The sequence below is a fragment of the Ramlibacter sp. genome (assembly GCF_036383835.1).
In the GTDB taxonomy this organism is placed as follows: Bacteria; Pseudomonadota; Gammaproteobacteria; order Burkholderiales; family Burkholderiaceae_C; genus Ramlibacter.
Genome location: NZ_DASVNN010000118.1, coordinates 1 through 13,485, shown reverse-complemented (window position 1 = coordinate 13,485; position 13,485 = coordinate 1). Strand labels below are relative to the sequence as shown.

Sequence of the window (13,485 nt, the reverse complement as noted above, 5' to 3'; positions counted from 1 at the left end):
GTCTGAGCGGAGTGTTTGGCCGCGCGCGGGCAAACACGCAGCGAGTTCGGTCGCGGGGGCCGCCTGCCCGGTCCTCGCAGGTTTGCCGAGCGCCGAAAGGCGCGAAGGACGCCATGCCAGCGCGACTCCGGCCCCGCCCGCACGGGGGCTGGCAGCCGGCGCGATGCGACAAAGCGGAAAAAAGCGGCGCAATAGCGCCGCTTCACAATGCTCTGGGTCCCCGCCTGCGCGGGGATGACGGCGATCAGCCGCGCTTCAACCCAGCCGCCTCCGCCGCCAGCCTCGTCACCCGCGCCCAATCCCCCGCCGCCAACGCATCCGCCGGCGTCAACCACGACCCGCCGACGCACGCCACGTTGGGCAGCGCGAGGAACTCCTGCGCATTCGCGGTCGTGATGCCGCCCGTGGGACAGAACTTCACGTCGTTGAACGGGCCGTGCCAGGCCTTGAGCAGGCCGGTGCCGCCGGATTGCAGCGCGGGGAAGAACTTGAGGTCGGTGTAGCCGTCCTCCTGCGCCATCATGATCTCGCTGCCGGTGGCCACGCCGGGCAGCAGCGCGATGCCGAGGTCGTGGCAGGCCTTGCCCACGCTGCGCGTGTAGCCCGGGCTCACCACGAAGCGCGCGCCGGCCATGGCCGCCGCCTGCGCATCCGCGGCGCTGCGGACCGTGCCCACGCCGACGACGGCTTCGGGCACTTCCTTCGCGATCGCCTCGATGCAGGCCAGCGCCACCGGCGTGCGCAGCGTGATCTCCAGCATGCGGATGCCGCCGGCCAGCAGCGCCCGCGCCAGCGGCACGGCGTGCGCGCGGTCCTGCAGCACGATCACCGGGATCACCGGCGCGTCCCGCATCACTTCCTGCGCGCTCGGGCGCGCCGACAGTTCCTTCAGAGCCATGTGCAGGCGCCTCCTTCCGCCTCCAGCGCATTGCGCCGCATGCCGTTGAACAGTTCACGGCCGATCCCGTGGCCGTTGTCTTCCACCTGGGCGCCAGCGATCGTGGCGAGCTCGCGGGCTTCCCACTCCCCGGCATCGACCAGCGCCTCGAGCGTGCCCGCCACCGCATCGAGCCGCACGATGTCGCCATCGCGCAGCCTGGCCAGCGGACCGCCCGCTCCCGCTTCCGGCGAGACGTGGATCGCCGCCGGCACCTTGCCCGAAGCGCCGCTCATGCGGCCGTCGGTCACCAGCGCGACGCGGAAGCCCTTGCCCTGCAGCACCGCCAGCGGCGGCGTCAGCTTGTGCAGTTCGGGCATGCCGTTGGCCTGCGGGCCTTGCCAGCGCACCACGCACACCACGTCGCGATTCAATTCGCCCGCCTTGAACGCTTCCTGCAGCCCCTCCTGGCTGTCGAAGATGCGCGCGGGCGCCTCCACGACGTGCCGGTCCTCGGGGACCGCCGACACCTTGATCACGCTGCGGCCCAGGTTGCCGGTCAGCAGCTTGAGGCCGCCGGTGGGACTGAAAGGCCTGGGCGCCGGACGCAGCACGCTGTCGTCGCCCGAGGCGCCGAGGTCGCGCCACGCGAGTCCGCGTCCGCCCTCCCCAGGCACCGGCTCGCGCGTGAACTCGCGCAGGCCGCCCTCGCGCACGGTGAGCACGTCCTCGTGCATCAGCCCCGCATCGAGCAGCTCGCGGATCACGTAGCCGGGCCCGCCCGCTTCCTGGAACGCGTTCACGTCGGCCGAGCCGTTCGGGTACACCCGCGCCAGCAGCGGCACGACGCCGGAGAGCCGATCGAAGTCGTCCCAGTCGATCACGATGCCGGCCGAACGCGCCACCGCCACCCAGTGGATCAGGTGGTTGGTCGACCCGCCGGTGGCGAGCAGCGCCGCCATCGCGTTGACGATGCAGCGCTCGTCGACGATGCGGCCGATCGGTGCATAGCGCCGCGTCTTCAGGATGCCCAGCGCGGTGCGCACCGCCTCGCGCGTGAGCTCCTCGCGCAGGGCTTGCTGCGGCTGCACGAAAGCGGAACCGGGCACGTGCAGGCCCATCGCCTCCATCAGCATCTGGTTGCTGTTGGCCGTGCCGTAGAAGGTGCAGGTGCCCTGCGTGTGATAGGCCTTGGACTCCGCTTCCAGCAGTTCCTCGCGGCCCACCAGGCCCTGCGCCGCCTGCTCGCGCACCTTCGCCTTCTCGGTGTTGGACAGGCCGCTGGGCATGGGCCCGCCCGGCACGAACACCATCGGCAGGTGGCCGAAGTGCAAGGCGCCGATCAGCAGGCCGGGCACGATCTTGTCGCAGATGCCCAGCATCAGGGCGGCGTCGAACACGTCGTGGCTCAGGCCCACGGCGGTGGACATGGCGATCACGTCGCGCGAGAACAGGCTCAGCTCCATGCCGGCGGTGCCCTGGGTGACGCCGTCGCACATGGCAGGCACACCGGCCGCCACCTGCGCGGTCGCGCCGTGCTTGCGCGCCTCGTCCTTGATGATCGGCGGGAAGGCCCCGAAGGGCGCGTGCGCCGACAGCATGTCGTTGTACGAGTTGACGATCGCGATGTTCGGCACGCGCTCGGCGACGACCTTGAACTTGTCGTCGTTCGGCAGCGCGGCGAAGGCGTGCGCCACGTTGGCGCAGCCCATGCGGTCGGCGCCGCGGTCCTTGCGGGCGGCCGCGTCGATGCGGGCGAGGTAGGCGGATCGGGTGGAGGCGCTGCGTTGGCGGATGCGCTCGGTCACCGCCTCCAGCACGGGATGAAGTTTCATGGCTGCGGTCACGGGGGGAGTCGTTTTCGATCCTACCCCGCCCCGTCCGGCTTGGGGACCGCCCGGGTTACGAACGGGTTACGGCTTTCGTCGGGATTCGCGGCTCGGCTAGAGTGCTGCCCGTGAGCGAAGTGTTGAAGCCCGCGCGGGACGGCGCGGCGATGCTGGAAAAGGCGCTCGCCGAGTGGGGCGGCCAGGAGGATCTGTGGATCTTCGGCTATGGCTCGCTGATCTGGCGGCCGGACTTCGACTTCGCCGAGCGCCGGGCCGCCCGCGTGCACGGCTGGCACCGCGCCCTGAAGATGTGGAGCCGCATCAACCGCGGCACGCCCGAGCGCCCCGGCCTCGTCTTCGGCCTGCTCACCGGCGGCTGCTGCCGCGGCGTGGTGTTCCGGGTGCCGCGCGAAGCGGGGGCGGCCACCCTGGCGCAGCTCTGGAAGCGCGAGATGGCCATGGCGGTGTACGACCCGCGCTGGCTCGCCGCCCACACGGACGAAGGACCGGTGCGGGCGCTCGCCTTCACGCTGTCGCGCAAGAGTCCCAGCCACACCGGCGAACTCAGCGAGGAGGAATACCGCGCGATCTTCGACCTCGCGACCGGCATCTACGGCACCACGCACGACTACGCGCACCGCACCCTGGAGGAGCTGCAGCGCAACGACATCCGCGACCGCAATCTCGAGCGGCTGCTGCGGCTGCTGCAAAAACCATGAGACGACTCCATCGGGCGGCGCTGTTCCCGCTGCCGGCGGTCGCCGCCTGCATCGTGATCGCGCGGCGCATGGCCGACGCGCCCGGCGGCTAAAGTACGAATCCCGGAACGAGAATGCAGACCCCATCCATGAGACAGCCTTTCCCCGCCGGCAAGTGGTACTTCGGCTGGAACATCGTCGCCGCCGCGGCGCTGCTGACGCTGATGACGGTGGGGATGCGGCTCGGCATCGGCCCCTTCTTTCTGCCGGTGGCGCACGACCTGGGCTTCAGCCGCAGCCTGCTGGCCACGATCGTCGCGGTGGGCATGCTGTGCTACGGCCTGGCGATGCCGCTGGCGGGCTACCTGGTGGCGCGGCGCGGCACCCGCTTCGTCCTGCTGATCGGCACCGCGCTGGTGGTGGTCGCGGTGCTGTGGACCGTGGCCGCGCGCGATGCCCTGAGCTTCCTGCTGTCCTTCGGCGTGCTGCTGTCGGTGGGACTGGCGTTCACCAGCCCCGTGGCGCTCACGCCCGTCATCAGCCACTGGTTCACGCGCCAGCGCGGCATGGCGCTGTTCTTCCTCTCCACCGGCTCGATGGCGGGCATGGCGGTGATGACGCCGGTGCTGGCCTCCGCCATCGAGCACTTCGGCTGGCGCCCCACGCTGGTGGGCTTCGCCGCGGTGTTCGCCGTGTTCGCGCTGCCGGTCACGCTGCTCGTGATGCGCGACGAGGCGCCCGCGCACACCGACCTGCGCGCCGACGAGCTCGCGGCGCAGGCGGCGAAACCCGCGCCGGCCGCTTCGACGATGACGGTGCGCGACGTGATGCGCACCCGGCCCTTCTGGCAGGTGGTGCTGGGCCTGTTCGCCTGCGGCTTCAGCATGAACCTGCTGGGCACGCACGGCGTGCCCATGCTGATGGACCACGGCTTCGACGCCCACTCCAGTGCCTGGGGCATCGGCACGATCGGCTTCGTCGCGATCTTCGGCACCCTGGTGCTGGGACGCATGGCGGATCGCCTGCCGCGGCGGAACATCCTGGCCGTGATCTACGCGATCCGCGGGCTGGGCTTCTTCGCGCTGGTGGTGGTCGGCACGCATTTCGAGCTGTACCTCGCCGCCACCATCGGCGGGCTGGTGTGGGCCGGCAGCATCGCGCTGTCGTCCGCGATCCTCGCCGACGTCTATGGCGTGCGCCTCGTGGGCGTGCTGTATGGCCTGGCCTATGTCGGCCACCAGGTCGGGGGCATGCTCAGCTCCTGGCTCGGGGGCTGGGGCTACGAATATTTCGGCACCCACTGGGTCGCCTTCGGCAGCGCCGGCGTGCTGCTGCTTCTCGCGGCCGGCATCGCCCTGCGCCTGCCGCCGCGCGGCTTCACGATCCTGCAGCCGCGGCTGCAGGCCTGATCCTCCACTTTCGCGGAACCACCATGCCCGTCTCCCCTTCCGTCGTCCAGGCCTTCGCGCCCACCGGGCGGCTGCGCGCCTCCATCAACCTCGGCAACCCGATCCTGGCCGGCCGCGGCCCCGACGGCGAACCGAAAGGCGTGTCGATCGACCTCGCCCGCGAGTTCGGCCGCCGCCTCGGCGTCGAGGTGGAACTCGTGGTGTTCGACTCCGCCGGCAAGTCGGTCGACGCGGTGTCGCAGGACAAGACGGACATCGGCTTCTTCGCCGTCGATCCCAAGCGCGCCGAGCACATCGCCTTCACCGCGCCCTACGTGCTGATCGAAGGCGCCTACCTGGTGCAGGACGAGTCCGCCCTGAAGGCCAACGAGGAAGTGGACCGCGCCGGCCAGCGCGTGATGGTGGGCCTGGGCAGCGCCTACGACCTGTACCTCACCCGCGAGCTGAAGAACGCGACGATCGTGCGCGCGGCCACCTCGCCGTCGGTGGTCGATGAATTCGTCGCGCAGGGCGTCGAGGTCGCGGCCGGCGTCAAGCAGCAGCTGGAGGCGGACGCGAAGCGCCTGCCCGGCCACCGCCTGCTGCCGGGCCGCTTCATGGTGATCCAGCAGGCGATGGGCTGCCCGCGCTCGCGCGGCGAGGAAGCGGCGCGCGAACTGGCCCGCTTCGTCGAGGAGCGCAAGGCCAACGGCTTCGTCGCCGAGGCCCTGAACCGCCACCGCATCGAGGGCGCCAGCGTCGCGCCGCCGCAGGCATGAACGGCGCCCGCAGCCTCGTCGAGACGCTGCTGCGTTCCGGCGTCGACACCTGCTTCGCCAATCCGGGCACCAGCGAGATGCACTTCGTGGCGGCGCTGGACCAGGCCGCCGGCATGCGCTGCGTGCTGGGCCTGCAGGAAAACGTCGTCACCGGCATGGCCGACGGCTACTGGCGCATCGCGCGCAAGCCGGCGTGCACGCTGCTGCATTGCGGCCCCGGCCTCGCCAACGGCCTCGCGAACCTGCACAACGCGCGCCGCGCGCGCAGCGGCATCGTCAACATCGTGGGCGACCAGGCGACCTGGCACCGGCCCCACGATGCGCCGCTGACGACCGACACCGAAGGCCTGGCCCGGCCGGTGTCGGCCTGGGTGCGGACCTCGGTGCGTTCCGGCGAGCTGGGCCGCGACGCGGCCGCTGCGGTGCAGGCCGCGCGCAGCTTCCCCGGCCAGGTCGCGACCCTGGTGCTGCCCTCGGACACCTCCTGGGACGAAGGCGGCGTGGTGGCCGATGCGCTGGCCGTGCCGGATCCCACGCCGCTGGATGCGCATGCGATCGACCAGTCCGCGCGCGCGCTGCGCAGCGGTGCGCCGGTGCTGGTCCTGCTCGCCGGCAACGCGGTGAGCGCGGAAGGCCAGGCCTTCGCCTGGCGCATCGCGCAGGCGACCGGCGCGCAGCTGATGACCGATTACGGCAACGCGCAGGCCGCGCGCGGCCGCGGCCGCCTGCAGCTGGAGCGCATGCCTTATGTGACCGATCTCGCGATGGAGGCATTGAAGAAATTCCGCCACGTCGTGCTGGTGGGCGCGAAGGCGCCGGTCGCTTTCTTCGCCTATCCCGGCAAGCCCTCGACGCAGTATCCGGACGAGGCGCAGTTGCATGTGCTGGCGCGCCCGGAACAGGACGGCGTCGCGGCCCTGCGTGCGCTGGCCGAAGTGCTGCGCGCACCGGAAGCAGCGATCCCCGATCCGGGTCCGCGTCCCGAAGCCGCCAGCGGCGCACCGTCGCCCGAGAAGCTGGCACAGACCGTCGCCGCGCTGCTGCCCGAGAACGCGATCGTGTGCGACGAGAGCATCTCCTATGGCCGCGGCTTCTATCGCCACACGCATGCAGCGCCGGCGCACGAGTGGCTGCATCTCGTCGGCGGCGCGATCGGCCATGGCCTGCCCGTCGCAACCGGCGCGGCCATCGGCGCCGGCGGGCAGCGGCGCGTGGTCAGCCTGCAGGCCGACGGCTCCGCGGCGTATACGCTGCAGGCGCTGTGGACGCAGGCGCGCGAGAAGCTGCCCTGCACGACGATCCTGCTGAACAACGGCAAGTACAACATCCTGATCGGCGAGTACAAGGGCGTCGGCGCCACACCCGGGCCGACCGCCATGCACATGCTGGATCTGGGCAATCCGGGCCTGGACTGGGTGCGGCTCGCCAACGGCTTCGGCGTCGAGGCGGCACGGGCAACGACGATGGAGCAGTGCGCCGACCTGATGGCGCAAAGCTTCCGGCGCGACGGGCCCTTCGTGATCGAACTGATGGTGTGACGCGGTTCAGCGCGCGCGCAGCTGCTGCTCCGCGCGCGCGAGGTCGTCGACGATGTCGATGTCGGTGACGATGCCGGGATCGTCGAGGTCGAGGCGCAGGGGTTTCGAGGCGCGCACGATCGCGGCCGCGCCTTCGGCGCCGCCCAGCGTCTGCAGGGCAGCCCCGTGTTCCCGCGCGAAACCGACCGGGTGTCCGCGGATGCCCTGGTAGAAGGGCAGCACCAGGGTGGCCTTCTCCAGCGCCGCGGCGACGGCCCGCAGCGACTGCGGCGACACCAGCGGCAGGTCGCCCGGCAGCACCAGCCAGCCGCCCGCATCGGCCGTCGCGCGCACGCCCGCCGCGATCGAATCGCCCATGCCGGGATGTCCCGCATCCTCCACGTGGAAAGGCAGCCCGCTCGCGCGCACCGCGGCCAGGGTGTGCTCCAGCACCGGCTTGCCGGCCAGCAGCGCCTGCAGCTTGGAGCCTTGGCCGCCCGAAGCCAAGAAGCGTTCGCCGCGCCCGGAGGCGAGGACGAGGACGACGGGAGGGGCCGCGGCAGGCATGCGCCAACCTTAGCACCGATGCGAGAATGCCCGTCATGAGCAGCACCTCCGACCGCATCGCCGAACTGCGCAAGAGCTACGAGCGCGCCGAACTGGGCGAGGATGCCTCGCATGCGGATCCGCTGAAGCAGTTCGACCAGTGGCTCTCGGAAGCGATCGCGGCGCAGGTCCCGGAACCCAACGCGATGACGCTCGCCACCGTGGGCGGCAACCTGCGTCCGAGCACGCGGGTGGTGCTGATCAAGGGCTACGACGAGCGCGGCATCGTCTGGTACACCAACTACGAGAGCCGCAAGGGCCAGGAGCTGGCGGGCAATCCCTTTGCGGCCTTGCAGTTCCACTGGGTGGAGCTGGAGCGGGTGGTGCGCATCGAAGGACGCGTGGAGAAGGCCAGCGCCGAAGAGAGCGACGCGTACTACGCGAGCCGGCCGCTCGACTCACGCATCGGCGCCTGGGCCAGCCCGCAAAGCCAGGTGATCCCGGGGCGCAGCGTGCTGGTGACGAATGCGGCGAAGTTCGGCGCGCAGTTCCTGCTGCAGCCGCCGCGTCCGCCGCATTGGGGCGGGTATCGGCTGGTGCCGGACGAGTGGCAGTTCTGGCAGGGGAGGAAGAGCCGGCTGCATGATCGGCTTCGCTATCGGCTGGTGGGTGGCGCTTGGATTCGCGAACGCCTCGCACCCTGACTGCGGGTGGTTTTGTAGGCTGGGGTGCAACCCCAGCGCTTTGCGCATCGCTGGGGTTCCACCCCAGCCTACGCGTCTGAATTCGCCCAGCCGACCTCGAACAGGCCGGCCACGACCAGCACCAGCCATGCCATCGGGCGCCTACTTGACGGCGACCGCGTCGGTCACGCGGTAGTACAGGCCGTATTCGTCGTCGATCAGGGTGGCGAACTTGCCTTCCACCACCACCGGGTCGAGCGAATAGCGCACGGGCGTCTTCGTCTTCACTTCGACCATGCTCTCGGGACCGCCCGGCGTGCAGAAACTGCAGGTGAGTGGCACCGAGGACAGCAGGAAGTGCGTCTGCTTCTCGCCCGGCTCCAGCGGCATCATGAAGCCCATGACGCGCTGCGGCTTCTGGTTGAGCGCAAGCTGGTCCTTGTTGAAGACGGGAAGCAGCTTGTTCTTCTCCGTCTTCGTCGAGATGTTGGTCAGCAGCGCCCAGGACACGACGTCGGTGCGCTGCGGCAGCGGCGCGAAGGGGCTGTCCGGGCTGTGCACGCCCGCGCCCTGCCCTTGCGGCAGCGGCGAGGACAGCTGGGCCCAGGCGTTGCCCAGGGCCAGCATGGCGGTCAGGGCGAGAACGGCGAGCTTCATGGCGTCTCCATGGGAAGGACAGGGCACTTCTTCATCTTCATCGCGTGTGCAGCAGTTGCGCGACGTCCACGCGGTAGGCGCTCGCCGCCGGGATCAGCGCCGCGAGTCCCGCGGTGACCAGCGCGGCAACCGGGATCCAGATTTCTTCCGGCAGCCAGATCGCGCCCGTGAGCGGCAGCGATTGCTGCGCCTGCAGCGCGTAGCCTACCAAAGCCGCGAGTCCGTGCCCCAGCGCGAGCCCGAGGGCGGTGGCCAGCAGCGCCAGCCACAGCGCCTCGGCGAGCAGCAGCGCCGACACCTTGGCCGGCGAGGCGCCGAGCATGCGCAGCATCGCCAGATCGGCGCGGCGCTCGCGCACCGCCGTCCACAGCGCGATGAACACCGACAGTGCCGCGGTCAGCAGCAGCACCGCGCCCATGCCCTGCAGCACCTCGCTGCCGACTCCCAGCATGCGCAGCAGGCGCGTGACTTCCACGGCGGGTGCGGCAGCCTGCATCCCGGTCTCGCTGTTCACGTAGCGCGGGAAGCTTGCCGCGGCCAGCGGCGTGCGGTAGCGGACCAGCGCCATCGTGACTTCGCGGTGGTCCTCGTGCGCCTTGCGGTCTTCCCCATCGTGCGCCGTCGTCTTCTCGTGCACCTGCCAGACGGATTCGCTGGAGGTGAGCACCAGCCGGTCCAGCACGCAGCCGCAGGCTGCGAGCACGCCGGTCACCTGGTAAGGCGTGTTGCCGTGCGCATGGCCGCCGCCGCCCAGGCCGTGGTTGCCGGCGAAACGGTCGCCCGTCTTCAAGCCCGTTCCCTTCGCGGCCTGCGCGCCCAGCACCACTTCCATGGACTGCGTCCAGGGCCGGCCCTGCGCCAGCGGCACCTCGTAATGCCGGACGTAGTCGAAGGTGGTGCCGACGATCCGGAAGCCGCGGAAACTGTCGCCCAGGCTGAGCGGGATCACCTGCGCCACCTGCGGCTTCTTCGCGAGCGCCTGCACGTCGGCGAGCTCGACGTTGCCGGGCGGCACGTCGATGTGGAACACGCCGGACAGGATCAGCTGCATCGGGCTGCCCTTGGCGCCGACGACCAGGTCGATGCCCCGCAGGTCGCGCTGGAAGGAGCGGGTCACCTGTTCGCCCACCAGCACCACCAGCGTGATGGAAGCCAGGCCCAGCGTCAGCAGCACCAGGTTGAGCACGGTCGCGAGCGGCCGCGCCCACAGGTAGCGGAAGGCGAGTGCCAGCAGTTTCATGCAGCCACCTTCGCCGGTTCCAGCCGCAGCACCTGCGCGCCTTGCAGGGCGTCGCGCACGCGCGCATCGTGCGTGGCGATCACCAGCGTGGCGTCGCAACGCGAGGCCGCTTCGCGCAGCAGGGCGAGCGCGGCCTGCGCCGCTTCGTCGTCCAGGCTCGCCGTCGGTTCGTCGGCCAGCAGCACCTTCGGCTGCAGCAGGACTGCGCGGGCCAGCGCCACCCGCTGCGCCTGGCCGCCCGAAAGCTGGCCGGGCCGGCGCTGCCCCAGCGCGCCGACGCCCAGCGCCTGGAGCGCGCGTTGCACCGCGGCCGGATCTTCCGGCAGGCCCGCGGCGAAGAAGGCAAGCGCCAGGTTGCGTTCGACGCTGAGCGAATCGCTCAGGTGCAGTTTCTGCGGCAGGAAGCCGATGCTGCGTCCGCGCCAGCCGTCGCGCGCGCCGCGCGCCAGCGCGCCCACATCCTGGCCGGCAACGACCACCCGGCCGCCGCCCGGCGTGAGCAGGCCCGCCAGCAGCGCGAGCCAGGTCGACTTGCCCGCGCCCGAGCGTCCCTGCAGCAGCAGCGTGCCGCCCTGGGGCACGTCGACGTCGGGAAAGGCGAGTTCCGGCCCCTTCGGATAGCGGAAAGCGAGGCCTCGGGTCTGGATCACCGGCGGGTCAACTCCGTGAAGGTCTTGCGGAACTTGTCCACCTTGGGCGCGGCCACGGCCATGCAGTAGCCCTGGGTCGGGTTCTTCTCGAAGAAGTCCTGGTGGTAGTCCTCGGCGGGCCAGTAGTTCGCGAGGGGCTGGACCTCGGTGACGACCGGCTTGCCGAACAGCTTGTCCTGGCTCATGGCGCGGATCAGGTCGTCGGCCACCTGCTTCTGCTCCGGCGTCGTGTAGTAGATGCCGCTGCGGTACTGCGTGCCGGCGTCGTTGCCCTGCCGGTTCAGCTGGGTGGGGTCGTGCACGACGAAGAAGATCTCCAGCAGCTGGCGCAGGCTCACCTGCGCAGGATCGAAGGTGAGCTTCACCACTTCGTTGTGGCCCGTGCCGCCGGTGCAGACCTGTTCGTAGGTGGGACGCTGCACGGTGCCGTTGCTGTAGCCCGACTCCACGTCCGTGACGCCGCGCACTTCCTTGTACACCGCCTCGGTGCACCAGAAGCACCCGCCGCCGAGGACGACGGTTTGCAAGTCGCTCATGCTTTTCTCCTGAAGCCCCGAAGTATCGCTCGCCAGGCTCCTCGCTTACCATGCGCGGCCATGTCCGACACCATCCCCGTCATGGGCGAGCGCGATGCTGCCCGGTGAGTGGAAGCCGATCCTGACCGCGCTGGTGCTGCCGCCGGCCGGGCCGCTGCTGCTCGCCTTCCTCGGCGTGCTGGTCGCCACGCGCCGCCGCGGCGCCGGCCTCGCGATCGCCACGCTCGGCCTCGTGCTCGCTTTCGCGCTCGGCACGAACGCCGTGGCGCTGCTGCTGGCGCCGCACCTGATGCCGGGCGTGGCGGTCGCCAAGCCGCAGGACCTCGCCAGCGTGCAGGCGGTGGTGGTGCTCGGTGGCGGCGTGCTGCCCGAGGCGCCGGAATACGGCGCCGCCCAACCCTCGCCGCCCACCCTGCAGCGGATCCGCTACGGCGCGTGGCTGGCGCGCCGCACGGGCAAGCCGCTCGCCTTTTCCGGCGGGATGGGCTGGGCCGCCTCGGAGCGGCAGCAGGAGGCCGAAGGCGCGGTGGCGCGGCGCGTGCTGCAGGATGAATACGGCCTCGCGGTGCGCTGGGTCGACGAGCGTTCCCGCGACACCGCCGAAAACGCCGCCCGCATGGTGGAGATCCTGCGGCCGGAGCGCATCGCGCGCATCGCGCTGGTGACCGACGCGGCCCACATGCCGCGCGCGGCCGCGGCCTTCCGCGCGGCGGGCTTCGACGTGGTTCCCGCGCCGACCGATTTCCCGGTGGTACACAACCGTCCGGTGCTCGAGTGGATGCCCTCGCCGCATGGCGCGGCCACCAACCGCTACCTGGTGCGCGAGTGGCTGGGACGGCTCGTGGCCGGGACCTAGCGCACGCTTGACCCGCTCTTTGCCGGGACGTGGATGGGCTGCCTTGACGCGGCGCGCGGGGGCTGGCTACATTACTAACCAGTCAGTCATTAAGACTTGCCCATCCCATGCCCCTCGCCAAAGCCACCGACGAGAACCTCGCCCGCCGCGAACGCCGCAAGGAAGCCCGCCCCGGCGAGCTGCTCGACGCCGCCCTCGACCTGTTCGTCGAAAAGGGTTTCGCCGCCACGCGGTCGGAAGAAGTCGCGGTGCGGGCGGGGGTGTCCAAGGGCACCCTGTTCCTCTATTTCCCGAGCAAGGAAGAACTCTTCAAGGCGGTCGTTCGAGAGAACATGACCGGCCGCTTCGCCGAATGGACGGAGGAGTTCGAATCCTTCGAGGGGTCCACCGCCGACATGGTCCGGCACTTCATGCGGCTGTGGTGGCAGCGCATCGGCGCGACCCGCGCCTCCGGCATCACCAAGCTGATGATCAGCGAGGCCCGCAATTTCCCGGAGCTGGCGGCGTTCTACCAGCAGGAGGTGATCCGTCCCGGCACCGAGCTGATTCGCCGCATCCTGCGGCGGGGGCTCGAGCGCGGCGAGTTCCGCCCCGACATCGACGTGGAATACACGGTGTTCAGCATCGTGGCGCCGATGATCTTCCTGATCATGATGAAGCACTCCCTGGGCGCCTGCTCGCCGCAGGACTATCCGCTCGAACCGGAGCGCTACGTCGAAGCGCAGATCGACACCCTGCTCCTGGGCCTGTGCGGCCGGGGGACCCGCGCATGAAGAAGTGGCAGTGGGGGCTGGTCGCCCTGCTCGCCGCGGTGCTGGTCGTCGTCGGCGGGCGCGTGGTCGGTGCGCGGCGGGCGCAGCAGGTGGCCCAACAGCAGCTGGCGACGCAGAAGGCGCAGCCGGTGGTGGAACTCGCGACGGCCGACGTCGTGCGCTCGGAGACGCGGCAGCTGCAGCGCGGCCTGCCGGTCTCGGGCTCGCTCAAGGCGGTGAACTCCGCGATCGTGAAGGCGCGCGTGCCGGGCGAGCTGATGGAGCTGAGCCTGCGCGAGGGCGACGCGGTGCGGGCCGGCCAGGTGGTCGCGCGCGTCGACGCCACCGAAGGCCGCGCGCGCCTGCGCCAGGCGCAGGAACAGGCCGATGCGGCCAAGGCGCAGATCGACATCGCCGAGCGCCAGTACGGCAACAACAAGGCGCTGGTGGACCAGGGCTTCATCTCGCGCAGCGCGC

General features: G+C 70.8%; 15 protein-coding genes. 8 read left to right on the top strand and 7 right to left on the bottom strand.

Features of this window, described 5'->3' with window-relative positions; all coding sequences use genetic code 11:
- Nucleotides 1–244 precede the first annotated feature (244 nt).
- Nucleotides 245–898 carry a bifunctional 4-hydroxy-2-oxoglutarate aldolase/2-dehydro-3-deoxy-phosphogluconate aldolase gene (gene eda / locus VF522_RS18685; RefSeq protein WP_330909817.1) on the bottom strand — a complete coding sequence of 218 codons (654 nt, stop codon included), beginning with the start codon at nt 896–898 and terminating at the stop codon, nt 245–247.
- A complete protein-coding gene (gene edd, locus VF522_RS18680; protein WP_330909816.1) occupies nt 889–2,712 on the bottom strand; it encodes a phosphogluconate dehydratase in 1,824 nt (607 codons plus the stop codon). Before edd ends, eda begins: the two co-directional genes overlap by 10 nt.
- A gap of 161 nt (nt 2,713–2,873) precedes the next feature.
- Here edd and VF522_RS18675 point away from each other — a divergent pair, with 161 nt between their 5' ends.
- From VF522_RS18675 to VF522_RS18660, 4 genes are all read left to right on the top strand, one after another.
- On the top strand, nt 2,874–3,425 hold the full coding sequence (locus tag VF522_RS18675) for a gamma-glutamylcyclotransferase (RefSeq protein WP_330909818.1): 552 nt from the start codon (nt 2,874–2,876) through the stop codon (nt 3,423–3,425).
- A gap of 128 nt (nt 3,426–3,553) precedes the next feature.
- Nucleotides 3,554–4,813: an MFS transporter gene (locus VF522_RS18670; RefSeq protein WP_330909815.1), complete on the top strand. Its 1,260-nt coding sequence runs from the start codon at nt 3,554–3,556 to the stop codon at nt 4,811–4,813.
- 23 nt (nt 4,814–4,836) lie between these two features.
- A complete protein-coding gene (locus VF522_RS18665; protein ID WP_330909814.1) occupies nt 4,837–5,571 on the top strand; it encodes an ABC transporter substrate-binding protein in 735 nt (244 codons plus the stop codon).
- Complete coding sequence (locus VF522_RS18660; RefSeq protein WP_330909813.1) at nt 5,568–7,109, top strand: acetolactate synthase large subunit; 1,542 nt, start codon at nt 5,568–5,570, stop codon at nt 7,107–7,109. Before VF522_RS18665 ends, VF522_RS18660 begins: the two co-directional genes overlap by 4 nt.
- A gap of 6 nt (nt 7,110–7,115) precedes the next feature.
- On the opposite strand, the gene VF522_RS18655 is transcribed toward VF522_RS18660, so the two are convergent.
- Nucleotides 7,116–7,655 carry a nucleotidyltransferase family protein gene (locus tag VF522_RS18655; RefSeq protein WP_330909812.1) on the bottom strand — a complete coding sequence of 180 codons (540 nt, stop codon included), beginning with the start codon at nt 7,653–7,655 and terminating at the stop codon, nt 7,116–7,118.
- Between the two features lie 26 nt (nt 7,656–7,681).
- Here VF522_RS18655 and pdxH point away from each other — a divergent pair, with 26 nt between their 5' ends.
- Complete coding sequence (pdxH, locus tag VF522_RS18650; RefSeq protein ID WP_330909811.1) at nt 7,682–8,338, top strand: pyridoxamine 5'-phosphate oxidase; 657 nt, start codon at nt 7,682–7,684, stop codon at nt 8,336–8,338.
- A gap of 141 nt (nt 8,339–8,479) precedes the next feature.
- Here the strand turns inward: pdxH and VF522_RS18645 are convergent, their stop codons facing one another.
- The 4 genes from VF522_RS18645 to msrA are packed head-to-tail and all read right to left on the bottom strand — an operon-like array spanning nt 8,480 to nt 11,400.
- The gene (locus tag VF522_RS18645; protein ID WP_330909810.1) at nt 8,480–8,974 is read right to left on the bottom strand and encodes a DUF3299 domain-containing protein; all 495 of its coding nucleotides are present in this window, start codon (nt 8,972–8,974) and stop codon (nt 8,480–8,482) included.
- Between the two features lie 37 nt (nt 8,975–9,011).
- Nucleotides 9,012–10,214 (bottom strand): ABC transporter permease, encoded by a 1,203-nt coding sequence (locus VF522_RS18640; RefSeq protein WP_330909809.1) that lies wholly within the window; start codon nt 10,212–10,214, stop codon nt 9,012–9,014.
- Nucleotides 10,211–10,864: an ABC transporter ATP-binding protein gene (locus VF522_RS18635; protein WP_330909808.1), complete on the bottom strand. Its 654-nt coding sequence runs from the start codon at nt 10,862–10,864 to the stop codon at nt 10,211–10,213. Before VF522_RS18635 ends, VF522_RS18640 begins: the two co-directional genes overlap by 4 nt.
- On the bottom strand, nt 10,861–11,400 hold the full coding sequence (gene msrA / locus VF522_RS18630) for a peptide-methionine (S)-S-oxide reductase MsrA (RefSeq protein ID WP_330909807.1): 540 nt from the start codon (nt 11,398–11,400) through the stop codon (nt 10,861–10,863). Before msrA ends, VF522_RS18635 begins: the two co-directional genes overlap by 4 nt.
- Nucleotides 11,401–11,494: 94 nt before the next feature.
- Between msrA and VF522_RS18625 the strand changes: the two genes are divergently transcribed.
- The 3 genes from VF522_RS18625 to VF522_RS18615 all read left to right on the top strand — a co-directional run.
- Nucleotides 11,495–12,256, top strand: coding sequence for a YdcF family protein (locus VF522_RS18625; RefSeq protein WP_330909806.1), 762 nt, complete (start codon nt 11,495–11,497; stop codon nt 12,254–12,256).
- Nucleotides 12,257–12,363: 107 nt separating this feature from the next.
- Nucleotides 12,364–13,029 carry a TetR/AcrR family transcriptional regulator gene (locus VF522_RS18620; RefSeq protein ID WP_330909805.1) on the top strand — a complete coding sequence of 222 codons (666 nt, stop codon included), beginning with the start codon at nt 12,364–12,366 and terminating at the stop codon, nt 13,027–13,029.
- A partial coding sequence (locus tag VF522_RS18615) for a biotin/lipoyl-binding protein (RefSeq protein WP_330909804.1) occupies nt 13,026–13,485 on the top strand: 460 nt, incomplete at its 3' end. The genes VF522_RS18620 and VF522_RS18615, both read left to right, overlap by 4 nt.